Origin of the sequence: Clostridium felsineum DSM 794, from assembly GCF_002006355.2 — a bacterium.
Lineage (GTDB): Bacteria > Bacillota > Clostridia > Clostridiales > Clostridiaceae > Clostridium_S > Clostridium_S felsineum.
The window spans coordinates 2824349-2845597 of the sequence record NZ_CP096980.1 but is presented as its reverse complement, the minus strand read 5'-3'; the positions used below and the strand labels follow the sequence as shown (position 1 = coordinate 2845597).

General features: G+C 31.2%; 21 protein-coding genes and 1 pseudogene. 21 read left to right on the top strand and 1 reads right to left on the bottom strand.

All coding sequences use genetic code 11. The features are described from left to right. Positions 1-87: 87 nt before the first annotated feature. The 6 genes and pseudogenes from CLFE_RS13465 to CLFE_RS13440 all read left to right on the top strand — a co-directional run bounded on the left by CLFE_RS13465 (position 88) and on the right by CLFE_RS13440 (position 4187). Complete coding sequence (locus CLFE_RS13465) at positions 88-228, top strand: hypothetical protein (protein WP_169851006.1); 141 nt, start codon at positions 88-90, stop codon at positions 226-228. Beyond that, positions 197-1186 carry an aldo/keto reductase gene (locus CLFE_RS13460; RefSeq protein ID WP_077894795.1) on the top strand — a complete coding sequence of 330 codons (990 nt, stop codon included), beginning with the start codon at positions 197-199 and terminating at the stop codon, positions 1184-1186. The genes CLFE_RS13465 and CLFE_RS13460 overlap by 32 nt, the downstream gene beginning before the upstream one ends. A 409-nt stretch (positions 1187-1595) precedes the next feature. Next, positions 1596-2432: an alpha/beta hydrolase gene (locus CLFE_RS13455; RefSeq protein ID WP_077894796.1), complete on the top strand. Its 837-nt coding sequence runs from the start codon at positions 1596-1598 to the stop codon at positions 2430-2432. 262 nt (positions 2433-2694) lie between these two features. Then, positions 2695-3462, top strand: a complete 768-nt coding sequence (locus CLFE_RS13450) for an EFR1 family ferrodoxin (protein WP_077894797.1) — start codon at positions 2695-2697, stop codon at positions 3460-3462. A 278-nt stretch (positions 3463-3740) separates the two neighbouring features. Further along, positions 3741-3926 (top strand): annotated as a pseudogene (locus CLFE_RS13445) (SDR family NAD(P)-dependent oxidoreductase); the annotation flags it as partial. A 15-nt stretch (positions 3927-3941) separates the two neighbouring features. Then, positions 3942-4187 carry a Rossmann-fold NAD(P)-binding domain-containing protein gene (locus CLFE_RS13440; protein WP_250944620.1) on the top strand — a complete coding sequence of 82 codons (246 nt, stop codon included), beginning with the start codon at positions 3942-3944 and terminating at the stop codon, positions 4185-4187. 112 nt (positions 4188-4299) lie between these two features. Here the strand turns inward: CLFE_RS13440 and CLFE_RS13435 are convergent, their stop codons facing one another. Further along, a complete protein-coding gene (locus CLFE_RS13435) occupies positions 4300-4686 on the bottom strand; it encodes a MerR family transcriptional regulator (RefSeq protein ID WP_077894798.1) in 387 nt (128 codons plus the stop codon). Positions 4687-4827: 141 nt separating this feature from the next. On the opposite strand from CLFE_RS13435, the gene CLFE_RS13430 reads away from it, so the two are divergent. The 15 genes from CLFE_RS13430 (at position 4828) to CLFE_RS13360 (ending at position 21088) form a co-directional block, all read left to right on the top strand. After that, positions 4828-5595: an EFR1 family ferrodoxin gene (locus CLFE_RS13430; RefSeq protein ID WP_077894799.1), complete on the top strand. Its 768-nt coding sequence runs from the start codon at positions 4828-4830 to the stop codon at positions 5593-5595. A gap of 17 nt (positions 5596-5612) precedes the next feature. Then, positions 5613-6365 carry a carboxymuconolactone decarboxylase family protein gene (locus CLFE_RS13425; RefSeq protein ID WP_077894800.1) on the top strand — a complete coding sequence of 251 codons (753 nt, stop codon included), beginning with the start codon at positions 5613-5615 and terminating at the stop codon, positions 6363-6365. Positions 6366-6380: 15 nt separating this feature from the next. Further along, positions 6381-6833, top strand: a complete 453-nt coding sequence (locus tag CLFE_RS13420) for a flavodoxin family protein (RefSeq protein WP_077894801.1) — start codon at positions 6381-6383, stop codon at positions 6831-6833. 14 nt (positions 6834-6847) lie between these two features. After that, positions 6848-8008, top strand: coding sequence for an iron-containing alcohol dehydrogenase (locus CLFE_RS13415; protein ID WP_077894802.1), 1161 nt, complete (start codon positions 6848-6850; stop codon positions 8006-8008). Positions 8009-8252: 244 nt separating this feature from the next. Next, a complete protein-coding gene (locus tag CLFE_RS13410) occupies positions 8253-9305 on the top strand; it encodes an FIST N-terminal domain-containing protein (protein WP_077894803.1) in 1053 nt (350 codons plus the stop codon). Positions 9306-9325: 20 nt separating this feature from the next. Further along, positions 9326-10285 (top strand): methyl-accepting chemotaxis protein, encoded by a 960-nt coding sequence (locus tag CLFE_RS13405; RefSeq protein WP_077894804.1) that lies wholly within the window; start codon positions 9326-9328, stop codon positions 10283-10285. A gap of 1017 nt (positions 10286-11302) precedes the next feature. Next, positions 11303-11770, top strand: coding sequence for an RNA polymerase sigma factor (locus CLFE_RS13400; protein ID WP_077894805.1), 468 nt, complete (start codon positions 11303-11305; stop codon positions 11768-11770). Next, positions 11767-11994, top strand: coding sequence for a helix-turn-helix domain-containing protein (locus tag CLFE_RS13395; RefSeq protein WP_077894806.1), 228 nt, complete (start codon positions 11767-11769; stop codon positions 11992-11994). Before CLFE_RS13400 ends, CLFE_RS13395 begins: the two co-directional genes overlap by 4 nt. Positions 11995-12434: 440 nt before the next feature. Continuing rightward, on the top strand, positions 12435-12581 hold the full coding sequence (locus CLFE_RS13390) for an SHOCT domain-containing protein (protein WP_077854706.1): 147 nt from the start codon (positions 12435-12437) through the stop codon (positions 12579-12581). Positions 12582-12641: 60 nt separating this feature from the next. Next, positions 12642-14417, top strand: coding sequence for a recombinase family protein (locus tag CLFE_RS13385; RefSeq protein ID WP_077894807.1), 1776 nt, complete (start codon positions 12642-12644; stop codon positions 14415-14417). A gap of 294 nt (positions 14418-14711) precedes the next feature. Then, positions 14712-15692, top strand: coding sequence for a DNA (cytosine-5-)-methyltransferase (dcm, locus tag CLFE_RS13380; protein WP_077894808.1), 981 nt, complete (start codon positions 14712-14714; stop codon positions 15690-15692). Positions 15693-15726: 34 nt separating this feature from the next. Beyond that, positions 15727-16794 (top strand): DNA cytosine methyltransferase, encoded by a 1068-nt coding sequence (locus CLFE_RS13375; RefSeq protein ID WP_077894809.1) that lies wholly within the window; start codon positions 15727-15729, stop codon positions 16792-16794. Between the two features lie 407 nt (positions 16795-17201). Then, on the top strand, positions 17202-18857 hold the full coding sequence (locus tag CLFE_RS13370) for an AAA family ATPase (protein WP_077894810.1): 1656 nt from the start codon (positions 17202-17204) through the stop codon (positions 18855-18857). Positions 18858-18863: 6 nt separating this feature from the next. Next, positions 18864-20339 (top strand): LlaJI family restriction endonuclease, encoded by a 1476-nt coding sequence (locus tag CLFE_RS13365; RefSeq protein ID WP_077894811.1) that lies wholly within the window; start codon positions 18864-18866, stop codon positions 20337-20339. 608 nt (positions 20340-20947) lie between these two features. Then, positions 20948-21088: a hypothetical protein gene (locus CLFE_RS13360; RefSeq protein WP_250944618.1), complete on the top strand. Its 141-nt coding sequence runs from the start codon at positions 20948-20950 to the stop codon at positions 21086-21088. The last annotated feature ends 161 nt before the right edge of the window (positions 21089-21249 follow it).

Here is a 21249-nt window from a genome sequence, read left to right as displayed (position 1 = left end):
TTTGGCTTCGGGTAAATTCTAAGATTTTAACCTTGTTCACTTTAAAGGACATGTTATGGAAGGGAATTTGGAGGGGTTCTTAAAAACATGATGGGGATTGCGTTATCTATGGGAAAGAGCTTGATTTATAGTGCAAGTAAAGAAACTATAGAATTTGTAAACAATTACAAAAAAATATATATGGAGGTTTTGGAAAATGAAGAAGCAAATTTTAGGAAAAAATCTTAAAGTATCAGCAGTAAGCCTTGGGTGTATGGGAATGACACATGCTTATGGAGTACCAGCAGATGTCAATGAAATGACTAAACTTATTGAAGAAGCAGTAAATATGGGGTATACCATGTTTGATACTGCAGAATGCTATGCAGGAACCAATTCGGATGGAAGCATGGCTTATAATGAAGAGTTGGTTGGAAAAGCTTTAAGAGCATATAGAGATAAAGTAGTCATTGCATCTAAGTTTGGTGTTCAGATTACTCCAACAGGGTTACATACAGACAGTAGACCTGATACAATTCGTAAGTCGATTGAAGGAAGTTTAAAGCGTCTTGGAACAGATTATATTGACTTATACTATCAACACCGTGTAGATGCTAATGTACCAGTAGAAGAAGTGGCTGGTGTAATGAAAGAGTTAATCAAGGAAGGAAAAATACTTCATTGGGGAATATCAGAAGTGGATGAAGAGACTATTCAACGTGCTCATGCAGTATGCCCTATAACGGCAATTCAGAATCGTTACTCCATGATGTATCGAGATACAGAAGATTTATTTCCTGTATTGGAGGAATTAAATATTGGACTTGTAGCATTTAGTCCACTTGCAAATGGAGCTTTAACTGATGCATATAAGAAGAGTACAACATTTAATGAAAAGGGAGATTATAGAAGCTTTATGCCACAGTTTAAACCAGAAGCATATGATGCAAACAAAGAGCTATTAGATATGTTACACCACATTGCAGAAGAAAAAAATTCTACGCCAGCAGCAATTTCTCTTGCATGGATGATTTGTAAAAGACCATGGATTGTACCAATAGCTGGAACTAGAAAATTAACACGTTTAAAAGAAAATGCAAGTGCTGCAGATATTGAACTTACTACGCAAGAAGTAAATAAAATTGATAAATTACTTGATAATATGAAAATGTCAGAAATATTTGGAGGAAGCCGTGTGAACAGATAAAATTAGAAAAACATACAGAAAGTAATTAAAAAAAGACCAGCTAGTAAAAGTCAATAGTTAATTTTAAGAGTAAAAAAGAGTATAGCAAGCAAATCACAAAAGCATGTGAACTATGATGAAATTTTACTGAGATTGAATTGAAAATAATTTATTCATTTTGAAACATAATAACTTGTCTAAGTGGTTAAGAAACTGGTCTTGAAGAATTAGTAACGTACATTTCGTTGTGCAGTTTTAAGCTTTAGTTCACGAATTTCATAAGAATGCAATAATCACGACAAAGTGATCTTATAGCAAAGATTGAGATGTACGAATAATAATTAATTTATATTTATAAATATCCGTTAGTAGAGATGATCTAATGGCTATTGATTGGTATAGCTATATTATACGAGGAGGAATAAAAATTATGGCTTTAGTGAGAGTAGATTTTTTTTCAGAAAAATTAATGAGAACTGTAACAATTAATGCTATTGTCCCAATTGATAAAATGACATTTGAAGGCATGCAAGTCAGAGAAAAGAAACCATTTAAAACATTATATTTATTAAATGGAATGTTTGGAAATTATACTGATTGGGTTGCAGGTACACGTATCCAAGCATGGGCACAAGAAAGGAATTTAGTTGTTATTATGCCTTCGGGAGAAAATAAATTTTATGTAGATAATATTAATTCTGGTGATTTATTCGGTCAATTTATCGGCGAAGAATTAGTAGAAAAAACAAGAGATTTATTCCCACTATCAACTAAAAGAGAAGATACTTATATTGGAGGATTATCAATGGGAGGATATGGTTCATTAGTGAATGGACTTAAATATCATGAAACCTTTAGCCATATTTGTGCTTTATCTCCTGCGTTAATTTTAGACATGGTTTTAAACTCCAGCAATAATGCGGAGATGCCTGTATTTAGAAGATGCTATTTTGAAACCATATTTGGAAATATAGATGAACTTATTGGTAGTGATAAAGATTATAAAGCTTTAATTACTAAGCTAATTGAAGAAAAAGTGGAATTACCTAAAATATGGATATCATGTGGAACTGAAGATACTTCTTTAATTAATCAAACTAGAGATTATCGAGATTTCTTAAGAGACAACAATGTAGAGTTTACTTATGTAGAAGGTCCTGGTGCTCATGATTGGGAATTTTGGGATCTCCATATATTAAAAGCTATGGATTGGCTACCGCTTGAAAATATCACAAAGAGTATTCACAGTGGTAATGTTGGAAAATAGGATTAATGGACTAAAGTTCATTCCTAGCCCTTTGGGCTTGAACTGAAAAATTTATTGAAACTTCTACTTATGAATTGATTTGGTTATAATAAATTTGATTTTGAATTAACAGTAGAAGATATGGATTTGATTGTTGCTTTAGATAAAGTGGAAAGCTTATTGTTCTCACATTATGATCCAGCTATAGTAGAGTGTTTAATCAGTTTAAGTTTAAGCAGGTAAGAAGAGCTTAATTTAATGTAATAAAAAAGGAGAGAAAACTATGGTATTTTATTTTACTGCTACTGGCAACTGCCTTTACGTAGCAAAGCAGTTTGACACAAATCTTATTAGTATTCCTCAGGTTATTAATAATGATAATCTGAACTTTGAAGATGAGACAATTGGCATTGTCTGTCCCATTTACTGCGGCATGCCTCCACAGTTTGTTATTGACTTTATGAAGAAAGCGAAATTTAAAGCAGACTATTTCTATATGATCATGACTTATGGCAAAGATCACACTGTTGCTGGTGAGTATACTAAAAAGATTAGTGAATTATGTGGCATCAAGATTGATTACATCGGTGCTGTTTTAATGGTAGATAACTACTTGCCTGCTTTTGACATGAATGAGGAAAAGGCTATTGATAAGAAGGTTGATGAGCAGGTTACAGCAGCTGTTGCAGATGTTGCAGCCAGAAAGCATAAGATAGTTGCAGCTGATGATGAAGGGCGAAATCTTTATGCAATGGTAATGAAGAGAAATAAAGAAATGCCAAGTTTCAACAACGGTGAACAGATTAAAGTTACGGATGCCTGTATTGGTTGCGGTATTTGTTCCAAGGTCTGTCCTATAGGTAATTTTTATATAGAAAATGGAAAAGTTGCTCGCAGAAGTAATACTTGTACATTCTGTCTGGCATGTGCTCAGAACTGCCCGCATAAGGCAATTACTTTAAGCATTATGGATAAGAATTCTGATGCTCGTTACCGTAATGAGCATATTTCACTACAGGAAATTATAGAGGCTAATAATCAGAATGAATAAAATTTATAATATTTGAGATGAAAATAAACTGTTATTTGTTTATCCACAAAACTAGAGGATAAACAAGTAACTTTTAATTAGGTATTTGTGGACGTAGATTCCACAGCACATTTTACACACGATTTTTAAAGCTATAGAGACTCTTTTCTGAAGTAAAAAGGTATAAAAATATAGGAAGAAACGATATTGACTGACAGCCTAATATTTAAATAAGATTGTTTAAACAAAGATAAGGTTATGTGCTCAAAGGCACGCTTATTTGTGATTGAAACGGTACAATCGTAAATGTTTCTTCGATTGCCGCCCGTACTACAGCACCTGGCTCTGGCTATTATTCAGCGACTAAATGTGCTCTTGAGGGATTGTCAAGAGGTCTTCAGAAAGAAGTCAGCCCTCTTGGTTTATCGGTGATCATTGTTGAGCCGGGCGCATTCAGGACTGATTTCGCCGGCCGATCATTGCAGCAGTCTCAAATTGCTATGAATGATTATGCCAAAACTGCCGGACTTCGCCGAATAGGGAATGATACTACCGACGGTCACCAGATTGGAGACCTAGCGAAGGGAGCGCAACTTATTATCAAGGCTGTCGAAGCTCCAAATCCACCTTCTTTGCTGTTATTAGGAAGAGATGCTGTTGAAGTGGTAAGCGGTGCACTTGATGAAGATCGTGCTCAACTGGAAGCTTGGGAAAAGGAGAGTGTTACTACAGATTTTCTTGTTTAAGCAGATGAGTGGTGTGTATAACAAATTCTGAGACAAATAAAAGTGATATAAATTATATAGAATCTCTTTGATTATTTGTAGTGTACTATTTATCATGCTATGAGTAGTTTTTTTATATTAGATTGCTGACATATTCAGTTTTTCCGCTAATAACATCTTCATAGAAATTTTGTTTCCAATCAATATAATCAATAGAAGCGTTGATCTCTTCAATTTGGGAGAGCAAGGCTTCTTTTTTTTCGTTTAGCATTTTCTGGCGAGCTGGAATTGAAGATTTTCCTTCAAGACAAAGTGCAAGGTATTCTTTAATATCAGCAATGCTCATAGAACATTTCTTTAAGCATGCTATATCTTTAATCCACGCTAAATCTCTGTCATCAAAAATGCGTCGGTTATTATTATCACGTTTCACATTAGGTACGAGACCTTCATTACAATAAAATTTTAATGTTTCATAGGTCAATCTGGTAATTTCACAAACTTGTTTCATTGTATACATATATTAAGCTCCTTTGTACTCTGAAAAATAAAGTAGAAAAATAAATTGATGAAATTTCACAAAACACTTGACCGGTTGTAGCAACCGATTGTTATAATCGTATTATAGCAAATAAAAAAAGAATATGCAAGGAGATTTCAAATGTTATTTTATTTTACAGGTACAGGGAATAGCCTTTATGTGGCTAAACATATTAATGAAGAACCAATTAGCATTCCACAGATTATGAAACGGGAAAAGCTTAAATTTAAAGATGATAGCATAGGTATTGTTTCTCCTGTCTATGGGCATGAAGTTCCACCTATGGTAAAAGACTTTTTGAAAAAAGCTACATTTGATACAGAATATTTCTATATGGTTCTTACCTATGGAAATCGACATGGTGGTGCTGCTGAGCTTGCGGATAATCTTTGCAAAGAATGTGGAATTACAGCAAGCTATATCAATATTATTGTAATGGTTGATAACTGGCTTCCAAGTTTTGATATGAATGAACAGATTCTACTTGATAAAAAGGTAGATGAGCATATTGCTGAAATCGTGGAGGACATTAAAAACAAAAAACACATGATTTCTAAAGTTACAGATACAGATAGAGAAGCACATCAGCAATTCCTTGGAAATATGAGCAAAATGCCTGCAGATGCATGGCAGCATTTATTAAAAGTAGGAGATAAATGCATTGGCTGTGGTATCTGCACAAAAGTTTGTCCATCTGGCTCAATTAAAGTAGAAAATGGAAAAGCTGTGCATATACCAGGTAATTGCCAAACATGTCTGGCTTGTGCACATGCCTGTCCACAAAAAGCAATTGGTCTTACTATTCCTGAAAAGAATCCTGATGCAAGATACCGAAATGAGTACATTGAACTGAAGGAAATCATTGAAGCAAATAACCAGAATGTGTAAGGAATGGAGGTTTTAATATGAATGAAGCAGCTAAAAAAAGGATGGAGGAACTGTTCAAAGGAACAGAAAGCACTCTGAGAGTAACTGACCCGGAATGGATAGAAATTACAGCTAACTTTTCACAGAATGAAGTAGTGAGTACAGGAAGTTTGACAGAAAAAGAGCGAATGCTATGTATCCTTTCCGTATTACTTGGATGTCAGGGTATGGGAGAATACCAGAATATACTTCACGCTTCCCTAAATGCAGGCATTGATCCGATAGCAATCCGTGAGGTTGTTTATCAGGCAACCGCATATTTAGGAATTGGACGTATCCATGATTATGTGATTGCTACAAGTGAAATTATGAAGCAGCATGGTATCAAACTTCCGTTGGAAGAGCAAGCTACTACTGATGAAAATAGCAGATTTGATAAAGGCTTAGCAAAACAGGTGGAATTGTTTGGCGCAGGAATAGCTGATCGACAGACTAATGGCCCGATTTTAAGAAAAAATGTAAATCGATGGTTGGCAGATAACTGCTTTGGAGATTATTACACACGTACCGGACTTAATAATAAGGAGCGTGAAATGATTACTTTCTGCTATATTTTGGCACAGGGCGGATGTGAAAATCAGCTTCGAGGTCATACTATGGGAAATTTTGGCGTTGGTAATAATAAGGAAAAAATGTATCAAGTTGTGGAACAGTGTATGCCATATATCGGTTATCCACGAACATTGAATGCAATGAATATTATTGATGAAGTTGCTGGAAAAGCAGAATAGGAAAGGGTGAATACAATGAGTAAGATATTATTTATGAACACAAGTCCAAATGAAAATGGAAACACCTTCCGAATGGGCACAGATTATTTAAGAGGGTTAAATTACGATACTTTACAAATGACTGATTACAAAATCTATCAGTACGGACAGGTATATGAGGATGATCAGATAAATGAAATGTTTGCTCCAATTACTGCAGCAGACACTCTAGTAATTGGAAGCCCAGTATATTGGTACTCTGTTGGTGGAATGCTTAAGACATTCTTTGACAGGCTTTATATGTTGCCAGAAGCTGAAACACTGAGAGGAAAAAAACTGTATTTCTTTGCACAGGGAGGAGCACCAAGTAAAGAGGCAGTTGATACTATTAAGTATTTGATTACTGGTGTGTGTAGAGTAACAGGAATGAAATTAAGAGGATTTGCAGTTGGAGCACTAGAACTTAATAAAATGGTAAAACCAGAATAAGGAGGATTTTAATATTGAACGAATTTACATTTTCATACCCAGTAAGGGTATATTTTGGAGAAGGTGCTGCTAAGAAAGCACTAAGAGCAGAGCTTGGAAAAGTTGGAGAAACAGTGATGCTTGCATATGGTGGAGGATCAGTTAAGACTAACGGAGTATACGATGAGTTAGTACAGCTTCTCACTGAAGCAGGAAAAGAGGTAGTTGATTTTGCAGGAATTATGCCAAATCCTACCTATTCAAAGGTACAGGAAGGGGCAAGACTTGTAAGGGAAAAAGGTGTAGATTTTATCCTTGCTGTTGGTGGCGGTTCGGTCATTGACTGTTGCAAAGTGGTATCGGCACAGGCAACCTTAGGGGAAGATATCTGGGACATGGAATATAAGTCTAATAAATTTCCAACAGCTGGAATAACAATGGGAGCAGTAGTAACAGCATCTGGAACAGGAGCAGAGATGAATCCTGGAGCAGTCATTACTTATGAGGACAAGATGTGGAAAGGCCCAATTGTGGGAACATATGCAAGTTTTGCAGTTCTTGATCCAGCGTACACATTGTCATTACCAATGAAACAGGTAATTTCCGGTGCTTTTGATACATTGAGTCACTGTATGGAAACATATCTTGGAACACCAAGAGATTTCAATACATCCGATGAGATCAATGAAGCAGTTATGAGAAGTACTATTCGAAATATCCGTAAATTACTTGTTGATGGAAAGGATATGGATGCCAGAAGTGAACTTATGTGGACATCTGCAATGGCGGAAAATGGTATTTTAAAGATTGGTAAAGTAACTGATTTCCAAGCACATCAGATTGAACATCAGTTAGGTGCATACACAGACTGTAATCATGGTCAGGGTCTTGCTGCAATCCATCCAGCACTGTATCGCCATATGGCACCTTCTGGAACAAAACAGTTTGCACGTCTTGCAAGAGAAGTGTGGAATGTGGATGAAGCAGGCAAGAGCGAAGAAGAAATTGCACTTGCAGGTGTAGATGCACTAGCAGCATTTATCAAAGAAATCGGATTGCCAACTACACTTTCAAAAATGAGTATTACAGATGAAGGTATATTACGTTCTGTTGCAAATACCTGTAATCTGACTGCCGGATGCTGTAAGAAATTTGAGAGAGATGAGATTTTTGAAATACTGAAGGAAAGCATGTAGGTTGAAAGAAGAAACTAAAAATTGACATAACTAAATATGAGCACTAGTAAACTGTCGCTTTTAAAATATAAAGTTTAAATAGAAACTAACAAATAGCTTCATCACCATAATATATGGTGATGATGTTATTTTTATATGACAATAGATACCATTTAATTATAAATTTATATAATATAACTCTAAATTGTTATAAAATTAATAAATAATTTAGAGTCATAATTAAAATTTGAAAGGAGATTTACTTATGAAACAACAAATAGGAACAAGCTCTACTGGTAATTTATCTGAAGCAGTAAAAGGTTTTTTTAATCCTTCTTTGATTATATTATTGTCAAATGAAAATAAATTTAAAGGACATGTAGAGGAATTAGAACAATTGTATCCAGGTGTTCCAAGCATCGGATGTATTTGTACTAGTTATACCAAATTTTTTACAATTGAAAATGGAATAACAGTGATTGCATTTTCTGATTGTGTTAGTGTAGCTGCTAATGTTATATTAGAACTTTCTTCTATGCCGGTTAAGTATATTAGTCGAATGGAAAATGATATAAAAAAGGTAAAAGCTGAGTCAGAAAATACAATTTGTATTGATTTTGCAACAGGAAATCATAGCTGTCTAATGACGACTTTAGGAAGCATTTTAGAAAATAAGCATATTTCTTTAATAGGAACTGGCGTTGATTGTAATATGGTTTCTTGCAATGGTGTTATATATGAAGATGCTTGTGCATATGTGTTTATTAAGAATAATGGAAGGTTAAAAGCTTATAAGGAAACTATCTACAAGCCAACTGATTTAAAAATGGTAGTAACTAAAGCAGATTCAAAAAAGTATATTCTTTATGAATTAAATGGCAAACCAGCAGAATCTGTTTATTGCGATTATCTTAATATTTCCCCAAATGAAATGAACACACAATACTTTCGAAATCCATTAGGAAAATGGGTTGGTGATGAGTTTTGCATAATGGGGATTGCTCAATTACAAGATAAATCATTGCAATGCTATAAACGAATAAACAATACAGACATCATTTCAATTTTAGAGTTAGATGATTATAAAAAAGTTATTAATAATACAGTTACTTCAATTAAAAATGACATGCATCATATTTCAGGAATTTTTTCTATGAATTGCACGGGAAGATATACATTTTTTGGAAATGTTAATTATTGGAAAGAATATTTAAAAACAATGAATTTTGCTGATAATCATGTTGGAATTGTAGCAATGGGAGAGCATTTTAATTCACAACACGTAAATTTAACAATGGTATGTTTTGCATTTGAATAAAGTTTGGAAGGGGAATTGCTATGAAATTATTTCGATTTAGAAATAAAGATAAAGTTGAAGATATAATAGAAATTAATAATATTACGCGACCAAAAGATAATTCACCTATTGTATATGCTATTGATTATCTTAAGAAATGTAATGAAAATTTGACTGCAGAAGAGTTGAACACTTCAGAACAGATTCGTAAAATTGAACTATCATTTAAAAAAGTTCTAAATGACAATTCTAGACTAAATGAAGAGATTAATAATAACTTTAGTAATATTCTTTCTAAGATAGAAACTGCTTCAGGAGGATTTAATGAAGTTAAAAAGGATATTATTAAGTCTATTAATAGAGCAGAAACACAGGGAAATGTCCTAAAAGAAAACGCTAATCAGGTAAATGCTAGCTTTAATGAAATGGATACTATTTTTCAAATGTTACAAAATTCGGTTAATGAAATTAAAAAATGCACAAATGAAATTGTGGGCATTGCAAATCAAGCGAATATGTTATCACTTAACGCATCTATTGAGGCAGCAAGAGCTGGAGAAAATGGTAAAGGGTTTTCTGTAGTTGCGGAAGAAGTAAGAAAATTATCAGGTGAAATAAAAAATCTAGTTTTCTTCGTAAAAAACAGTGTTACTAATGTAGAAGGTGGTACAGAAGAATTAAGTAAAGCATTTAAGACTTCACAAAAAGCCTTAGAAAATGGCGGGCAAAGTGTAGATGATACCAATGAAATTTTTAGTGGAATAAAGAGCACTGTAGGAAAACTTGATGATGTACATGTTGAAATTACTAATGCTATTAACGAGTCTTCTAATGGAATGCAACAAATTAATGATTATATATCAGCATCACAAGAATCATATCATGATATGACAGAACATATAAATATGATTAATAAATTTGATACTAGAAAAAGTGTCCTTTTTGAAAATATAGATAATATGACCGAACAATTGAAGCCATTGTTAAAGGAAGATTTATAAATAATATAAGGTTCAATAAAATTAAATTTACTTTTTGCTACTTCTACTAATTTCTTTTTATAACATTTTATTAACTTTTTATATGAGTTAAAGCTAAGAACTAATGGTAGAACTTCTAATAAAAATAGCAATTTATTAATCTTTATATTTGTTTATTCAGCAATCAAAAAGATTATCGATGATAAGTTTTTGAAATATTTCATTTCTATAAAAACAAATATTTATGCAAAAAAATTTTTGTGGTATATTTTTATACTTATGACGCAGTTGTGGATCAGTCAAGTAAGGAACATAAAAAACTTCAAACTCAAACTTTCAACAAAGGTTGATAATATGAATTTATGTAGTGTGATTCAAAAATAATACGCATTTTTGAAAGTGCATGCATAATGAAAAAACTAGGGGAAATTGTTATGAGTTTTAATATGTAATACTTACAAAAATTTATTTGTAATTTCAGAAATAAAATTACAAGGCACAAACTGCTATTTTTGTTGCAATGAATAATAACTAAAAATTACTCAAAATACAATATATTTAAACGGTAAGATCCGCTATTAGGCTGGAATTACATTTGCATATCATATATAAATTAATTTATCTTATAGTGGCTTTTTTATCTGTTAATGCCACTGTCTTTTTTTCTTCAAGAACAAGCATTATTCATCCTAGTATCAACGACTATTAGACAGCTGTGAAATAGAAAGGTTGTCATTATAAGGATATAAAGCTTACTCATAAACAAAATAGCTTTATAATAAAATGCTCATTTTCATTTTGGAATAGTCATGACATAATTTGTGGAGAATTATATGAAATAATAAAAAAATATGTCTATTTAAAAGCCAGTATGGATGATTACGTTCGTTCGGGCTTTTTCAGTTCTTAAAAAATTTCCTCCCAATAGTAATATTTTCTGCAACAAGTATCAGTCTCCTGGTGAGAGTCAGTGTGAAAGAGAGAACAGGAAACGAATTTTTCTCATTTCTCACTAATTGGGAAAGGGGGTGATACTTTATGAATCTATCTTCGTTAAACAAGCCATCATTAAAAAAACTTAATAGTCATGTACAAGACGATTTTCAGACGACCATTCAATTCCAATTTGATTATATGGCAAGAAAAGTGATGATATGTACTCAAAGTAACTGCAGCCGATCTATTGGTAGGCGTAGCAGGCATGAACTTCTATTTTCGGAAATATCAGACTTTGAGCTGAACAAACTGCAAACTTTTGATATATATCATTTGGACAACCGGATGTATAAAATCTTGTCATTGGATGTGGAAGTTACTGACTATCAAATTGCAAAGGCACTAGATATTTTGTCAAAACGCAAGCGTGATATCATTCTGATGTTTTATTATCTAGAAATGTCAGATGAAGAAATCGCAGAAGAATTTGATGTAAACCGCAGTACCGTATATCGTAACCGCACTAGCGCTTTAGAAGTTATAAAAAAACTATTAGAGGAGGAGTTATGAAAAGAGCAAAGAAGTTGATTCCGTTTCAGATCATAAAAGCAGCAAGGGAGGGTGATGATGTAGCAATCCAGTATATATTGAAGCATTATGAGGGGTATATTGCAAAGCTTTCTACAAAGGTGCTTGCTGATGAATGTGGTAACGGATATTACTTTGTGGACAAGTCTATTCAAGAACAGCTTACTACTGCCTTGCTGCAAATGACTTTGAATTTTAAAATCTAACATCCTTTTGGGGCGTAGGGCAACATTACATACGCCCTGGTTTAAAATTTGTCATTCTATCAGAGCATACTGTTGGCTAATATGCTCTGATAGGCTGACAAAGCCTATTTTCGATCTTTGACAAAGAAAGCGCTATAGTCGCGTAGTATATAAAGCAGTCGAATACATTTCAATAATGAAAGAGCCGACGGACTGATAAGTCACAATCTTGAAAAGAGCGATTACTGTCAGTGTTCCGTAAGTAATCTTTGGCAAGATTACTGTCATGACTTCTTACTGTAATAATGATACTCCCGTATAGCCTTAGTCCGAGCGTGATAAAACCGTCGCAGGCAATGGATACGGCTGCATGAGAACCATGCAGGGGTTAAATTCCCGTGAGCTGTGCCACAGCTATTCGATTTGTTTAATAAATAACAGATTAGTAGAGGGGGGATTATATGAACAAGGATTTGATTAGTTATAGTATGCAACTTGCAATGTTAAAAAAATTACTTGTTCGTAAGCTGATTTCAGAAGAAGAATATACAAAAGTAAAAAAGGGACTTATGAAAGATTATAAGATAGTATCAGATATAACTGCTTGATTTGCATTTTTATTTGATGTATAATTAATACAACAAAGAGAATGCGAAGAGGTGATTTATATGAAGGAAGTTGAAGTAATAAAAGCCAAAGGTATATCAATAAACCGAAATAAGGGTAAAACAATTGAACGATTACGTGTAGCCGCTTATTGTAGAGTAAGCACTGATAGTGAAGACCAATTAAATAGCTATAAATCACAAGTAGCCTATTATACAGAACTAATCAAGAAAAATAAAGAATGGGCTATGGCTGGAATTTTTGCAGACGAAGCAATTACAGGAACACAGGTGACAAAACGAGAAGATTTTCAAAGAATGATTAATGAATGTATGAATGGTGAAATTGATATGGTGATTACAAAATCTATTTCGCGTTTTGCAAGAAACACCTTAGATACATTAAAATATGTTCGTATGCTAAAAGAAAAGAATATTGCTGTTTATTTTGAGGATGAAAAGATTAATACTCTTACAATGGATGGCGAATTACTGCTTGTAGTTCTTAGCTCTGTAGCACAACAAGAAGTTGAAAATATATCTGCAAATGTAAAAAAAGGACTTAAAATGAAAATGAAACGTGGTGAATTGGTTGGATTTCAAGGATGTCTAGGTTATGACTATCATCCAGAGGATAAAACAATAACTGTAAACCAAGAAGAAGCTAAAATTGTACAGTATATTTTTAATCGATATATTGAAGGTGCTGGAGGTTCAGTGATTGGTAAAGAATTAGAGAACCTTGGATATAAAACAAGATATGGAAGCAGTTCATGGGCGCAGTCGACTGTAATTGGAATAATCAAAAATGAGAAATACAAAGGCGATTTGCTTATGGGAAAGACTTTTACTGTTGACCCAATTTCAAAGAGAAGACTAGAGAACTTTGGTGAAGAAGATAAATTTTATATTAGAGATCACCATGAAGCAATTATTAGTGAAGAAACATTTGAAAAGGCACAGGCAATTCTAAAAAGAAGAAATCAAAACAGAGTTAAAAATAGTGATGGAAGTATTAAAAGAGAAAAATTCAGTAGACAATACGCTTTTAGTTGTATGCTTGAATGTGGCTTTTGTGGCGGTAGATTAACTAGACGAAATTGGCATAGTGGAACAGACTACAGCAAAGTTATCTGGCAGTGTGTTACAGCTACTAAAAAAGGTAAGAAATTTTGCAGTGATAGCAAGGCAATACCAGAAAAAGCTATTGAAGATGCATTTGTAGAAAGCTATCGTATATTATGCTCTGATGACAAAGAAGTGCTTGAAGAATTTTTGAAGAGAATGGAAGATAATTTAAATAGTAGTAGTGCTAACAAGCAAATATCAAAAATGGATAAGGAAATAAATACATTAGAAGGAAAGAAAAATAAGTTAGTGGATATGAGATTAGAGGATTCAATTGGTAAAGCTACATATGAATCAAAATATGCTGATTTGGTAGTAACTCAAGAAAATCTTATTGAAGATAGAAAAAGGCTTGTTAAAACTTCTGAAAATGAAAAAGACATAAAACGTCGCTTAAAAGAATTTAAAAAGACACTAGAAAAAAATGAAGTATTAGATGAATTTGATAGATATGTTTTTGAAAGTGTAGTAGAAAAAGTTATTATAGGTGGGATTGATGAAGACGGAAATAAAGACCCGGCACAAATTACATTTGTCTATAAAACAGGATTTAAGAATAGTTTAAATTGGGATAAATTTAGACCTAAAAGGAAAAATGCTAAAGGTAGGCATAAAACTGATGAATTGCATTCACATGATAATAACGAGGTTGAAAAAATGCATTCTAATAGTAGCTCCGACACATGTGGAGACGGTGGTGAAGCTAGTTAAGAAATAGCCTGAAATCAAAGGGTTTCCAGGATTTTAAGTTTTTTATAAAGAGATTGAATAATTAGATAGGAACTTAATTATTACTGGTTTTAAAATAATATACCATTTATAGTTTGCTTTTCAAAACTTTATTTATCAAATATGCATTAAATTAAAAATATAATTACATTTTGATAAATTTTGATGTATAATATATGTTTAAGGATAAATGGGTAAAAATATTAATAAAACAATAAATAATTTGAAGCATTGATAATTATAACTATTTTAGAAAAATATGCAAGAGGTGGCAAAATGGCATTAAAAGTATTTGAGGCATTTGCAGGTATTGGAGCACCACGAAAAGCACTTTCAAATCTAGGTATTGATTTTGAAGTATTATATACATCTGAAATAAATGGAGATGCCATTGAAGCTTATAAAAAACTATATGGAGAAAATAATAATTTAGGTGATATATCTAAGATTGAAATCTCTAAACTTGAAGATTTTGATTTATTTATTTCTGGATTTCCGTGCCAAGATATAAGCCATAATGGAAAGCAAAAAGGAATGAAAAAAGGTACTCGAAGTGGTCTTGTATGGAGTGCATTGGAAATTATTACCCATAAGAGACCTAGATATGTAGTATTTGAAAATGTAAAAAATCTACTTAATGTACGATTTAGAGAGGATTTAAATAAGATAATTTTATGTTTAGAAAACTTAGGATACATAGTAAGATATAAATTATTAAATTCAAAAAATTTTGGCGCATGTCAAAATAGAGAAAGAGTATTTATTGTTGCGAGTTTAGAAGGTGAATTTTCAATTCCTGAAAAATCTAATAGAGCAATGAAAAATTTACATGATTTATTAGTAGATGATGATTGTGATAATATAAAAGATCAAATTAAAAAAAGAATTATGGATGAGGCTAAAACAGATAATGTTAGAAAGGCAATACCTGAAAAGAAAGAAGTTATTAAAAATAAAGTAATATGTTTAAATTCAAAAAATATATATGGTAAACAACCAAGCCAACAATATAGAGTGTACTCTAAAAATGGCATAATGACAACCTTATCTGCACAATTAAATGGTAGATATAATATTATATCTAGCAAAGGTTTTATTAGAAAGATTACACCAAAAGAATCTTTACTATTACAATGTTTTCAGCTAGAAGATTATGAAAAAATCGAAGATATGGGAAATAAAATTTATAAATTAAGTGGGAATAGTATACCTGTATATATGTTGGAGGAACTATTTGATAAATTATTAAATAATTAATATTATACTGAACTAAAAGGAGAAATGAAATAAGATGATAAGTGTAGTAAGTATTTATTCTGGTGGTGGTGGTATTGATTTGGGATTTCAAAAAGCTGGATATGATATAATATTTGCTACTGATTTCTGGGAACCCGCATGTAAAACTTTAGAGTTAAATACAACTAAAGGGATATATAAATTTAATAAAATTGTAGAATGCAATGATGTTAGAAAGGTAGATTTTAAATCAATTTCCAAAAGAACAGGTGTAAAAGAAATAGATTGCCTGGTAGGTGGTCCACCTTGTCCAGCTTATTCAAAATCAAGATTTTATTTAAAAGATAAGAAGAGGGCATTAGAAGATGAAAATTCATTTACTTTATATAATTACTTCAGGGCATTAGAAGAGTTAAATCCAAAAGTGTTTTTCTTTGAGAATGTCCATGGATTTGTATTTAAACCGCATGAAGCTGCTTTTAAACTATTAAGAGATCAATCTGAAAAGTTGGGATATAATATCAGTTACAGAGTAATAAATGCTGCTGATTATGGAGTACCTCAAACAAGAGAAAGATTTATTTGTATTGGGGTGAAAAAAAAATTTGGAAAGTCATTTGTATTTCCAGAACCAACGCATTATAATCCTGAAAAATATAGTGAATTATTGCATAAACAAATGAAACCTTGGGTAACTTGTTGGGAAGCTATTGGAGATTTAGACTATGATTTACCAGAAGATGAAAAAATGCAAGCTGGCTCTAAACATAAAGATTTATTGAAGTTAGTGCCACCAGGTGATAATTATTTGTATTTTACTAAAAAAAGGGGGTACCCTAAACCAGTTTTTAAATGGAGGTCAAGATATTGGTCATTTCTATTGAAACTTTCACCAGAGAGACCTTCGTGGACAATTCAAGCGAGTTTTTCAAATAATATGGGACCGTTTCATTGGAAGAATAGGTTTTTAAGGATTTCTGAAATAAAAAGAATACAAACTTTTGATGATGATTACCAACTATACGGTGATTTTAAAGATCAATGGAGGCAAATAGGAAATGCTGTACCACCATTATTAGTAGAAAAAATAGCAAGGAATATAAAAAAACAGTATTTTAAATAGAATACTGTTTTTTGTTATAAATTATATAACACTAATATTATGATATTTAATTAGCATGTTGAAAAGGATTGATCATTTACATTTATAGAATTAAATATTTATTGTTAAATTATGTAGAACATTTAAGAAAAGCAGAAAGAGTTATTTTGTAGTAACAATATGGATTTTTATTAAAAGATTATATATAATTAAATGGTAGAATTATATAAAAAATTGAATAATAAAGTTAAGATAAATAATTATTTTTTAATTGAACTTCTACAAATTTAATTAAAAGAAGAGGCAAATGTTGTTGCTTTAGTATAAAATAATATTTTTAGCAGTTTTGCATGGTTAATTATATAAAAATCTAATAATAAGTTAGTGTATTAAATAAATTTGGATATTATAGAGGGAGGAAATGTTAAATGTCACAATATCAATGGGCCGAAAAAAATGGAAATATAGTAGCTGCAGATTATAATAGAACAACAGATACACTTTCAGCACAACAAGTAATGATGGAATTAGAAAATGCTTTTAATGCATTGGGGAATAGTGTTAATATACAACAAGTAAGTTCAGAAATGAATGATGTATATAATGTTAGTATACCTAATGGTAATGAACAATACAATGTATTTGTTTGTGCTAAAGGAACAACACCAGGTGGTAGAAACAATTTAATGGACGAGCAGAGAATACAACCAAAGGCGAAATATTGGAATTTTGCTTATGAGAAACTACAAAATGGAGAAAAAGCAATTTCATTAGGTATTTACAAAAGAGATGGAGAGACAATTTTTTGTTCTTGGAGATTACAGTTGTCCAATGCAGTGTCACCTGATACTCCTGTGTCAAAACAAATTAAAATTCAAAGTATAGCAAATGCTATTCGCGAAGGGTTTGTACAACAATATAAAGGTCATGGAGAATTTGCATGTGCATTTAGAAAAGAATTTTTATATTTCTATTTAAAAAATTCAGAATGGTTGCATACAGGTAATGTATCAGAATTAAATGAACATATTGATATAATAACACAAAATACTGTCAGTCATGATAGTAGAGAGAATATAACTTTCAAAACTAATTTTTTATCTGATTTTGAGCGCAACCGTATTATCTTCGGAGCACCAGGAACCGGAAAAAGTTATCAGTTAAAAAAAGATTGTAATACATTAATTAGCGGCACTAATGGTACATATGAGAGGGTAACTTTTCATCCTGACTATGCCTATTCGCATTTTGTAGGAACATATAAACCAGTAACAGAGAATAATAGTTCGGAAATTAAATATAAGTTTGTACCAGGCCCTTTTATGAGGGTATATGTAGAAGCTTTAAAGAGTGGAAGAACTGGCAATCCACAACCACATTTATTGTTGATTGAAGAAATTAATCGTGCTAAAGTTGCTGCTGTTTTTGGTGATGTTTTTCAATTACTTGATAGAGATGATTATGGTGTGAGTGAATATGAAATTCGCGCAAGTGAAGATGTTATGAAATATTTAGCAAAGGAATTGGGTGGAGAATACAACTCTTATCAGAGAATAAAGATTCCTGACAATATGTTTATATGGGCAACTATGAATAGTGCTGATCAAGGAGTATTCCCTATGGATACGGCATTCAAAAGACGTTGGAATTTTGAATATTTGGGAATTGATAAAAATGATAAAGATATTAAAGGAAAAATAATTCTAGGTAAAGGTAGTCATGCATTGGAGATTGAGTGGAATCAGTTAAGAAAAGCTATCAATGAAAAATTAGCAGAGGATTATAATGTAAATGAAGACAAGCTGATAGGGCCGTATTTTTTATCTAAAAAAGTGATGAAAGTAGTTAGTAATAATAAAATTGCTGATTCAGAAAAATTTAAAGAGGCATTTAAGAATAAAATTATCATGTATCTTTATGAAGACGCTGCTAAACAGCATAAGCATAAATTGTTCAATGGTTGTAATTCTGAGGGATATTCTACGGCAAAATATTCTTCAGTTTGCAATGCATTTGATGAAATAGGAATTGATATTTTTGGAGATGATTTTAGGGAACTTTATGCTAATAGTAGAGGGGTGTAGTGACCTATGAAGAAGATTATATCTAAATTCGTAAGAGAGCAGAAAAGATATTCACAAAATGAACTTAGTAATATATTTGAGTTAAAGTCTGATGAATTTGATAGATTTATAAGAAATCTTAAAGCATTTGGTGTGTTGAAAAATGTAAAGAATGATTTGAAGCAAAGAGAACTTTCGAATTTAATTGATGAAGATGTAGAGATTACTGAAGTTGAATCAGAAAATGATGCATATCTTTATGTATTTACATATGTTGGTGTTATTACAATTGGTACGCGTATTATAAAATGCTATCCCAAGTATCTGCTTAAAGTAGATAAGCCTCTTAATGAAATGAAGCAAGTGTTAAAAGTGTTGAATAAGTATAAATCTAAAGAACAAATCGTAAACCTATATAATGGAAACGGGGACAATAAAAGTTTTAATCTCTTAGCAGTTATTCTATTTTTAATAAATGATTATTATGAATATGGTGTTTATAATAATACTGAAGATATTGTAGAGATTAATGGTGAAGGTGAAATTTTGTGGGATAAAACAATTAACGATGGTTTTGCTATCATAAACAATAATCGTCCGTATTATACTGAATTATATACAGAAAAAACAGTTGATGATGAGTATGATTTTTTTAAAAGGTTACATGAGTGTATATTAACAAATTGTTCTAGACAATTGCAGGAGTCTGAATTGTTAGATTTATTTGATATATCTCCAATTGAACTTTCTGAAGAAAATATAGATGATTTTGGAGATAGAGAGTATGTTCTTTATCGTCTTCAATCAGAATTAAATGTCCAGTTTATAACTAGAAAACAAATTTTAATTAAAACACTGTACGCATATGTGTCCAATGAGAGAACATTAGAAGATACATATGGAATTAGCATGTATGGGACAAATAGTTTTAATCTCGTATGGGAGGAAGTATGTGCAGAAGTATTCAGTAATAAACTCAACATAGCAATAGGGCAACTTGATTTTCCTGTTGAATTGGATGGTGGTTATAAATCAAATACAAGACTAATAGATATTATAGAAAAACCATCATGGATAGGATTTGATGATGAAAGCACTACTTTTAACAAGAGTGCAAAGGATACTTTGAGACCTGATCTTATCTCAATTTTGAAAAATAAAGGAACTACTCAGTTTATTATTTTTGATGCCAAATATTATAATATTCAATTGGAAAAGGAAAAAGAATTGCGAAATTATCCTGGCATTGAAGATGTTATGAAGCAATATTTGTATCAATTGGCATATAAAAACTTTATAGACAATTATAAAATTGATACAGTGAAAAACTGTTTTCTAATGCCAACCCAAGGACAAGGTATTGTTAAAAAAGGTATTGTCAGAATGCAAATGCTTAGTAATTTAGGTTTACAGGATATTCAAATTCGCTTGTTACCAGCTAAGATGATGTACGAAAAATATCTTACTAGTAAAATAATAAATGTTAAAGCGTTGGAATTATAAAGATCAGTGAATACTAATTTTTTATATAATAGTTCAATTATGGAAAGATACGGATCATTTAATTCAATAATTCAATAATTTGATATTATATTATAATTTCATTTTTCAAAACATTAAATATAATTATTGAAAATGTGAATAGCAACTATATATTGATTTATATCGTGTTGAAAAATTATAAGTAAATCTAAAGAAATTAAAGAATTTTATTGAATTACAAGACAATATATAACTAATAATAAAAGGATTAAACTTTTTAATATCTTATCTAAAAAATTATCTTTTGGTATAAATAAACATTTAATTTATACCATCTACTATATAGTTATCTCTAACTTCATTATTGAAGTAGGTATTTACAGTCTAGTATAAAAAGGATATATAATTGATTATAGATGAGGAGTGAGATGACTTTATTGAAAGTTAAATGATAAAGGATACAAAACTTAATGCATATAAATATTCCAAGAAAATGATTTACGATTATGCTAAAAAAGTGGTATTGAAAAAATTGTAAAACTTATCTATAGAATTTTAATCTAAGGATATTGTAGGAGTTTATGCCAATAACAATAAGTTAGTTTTTAGTGAAGTATTTGAAATTGTATATGGATTATGAAGATATTATACCTAAGGCAAATTATTTTAGATTAAAATGTTTTGATAGTATATTTTTTTATTATATGATGATTATGAGTACAAAAGATATAGTAATAAAAAATATAAAATATATAAGTAACGACATATAGTTGAATGTTTTTTAATAACATAAAGCATTTTAGAAAAATTGATACTTGTTATGATAAACTTTCTTCTTTTCATGCATTTGTATATATTTGTGATATTCTTATTTTAACCAAATAAGTTATTTTTATATATTGTTTTCATATATATCTTAATATTTCATATG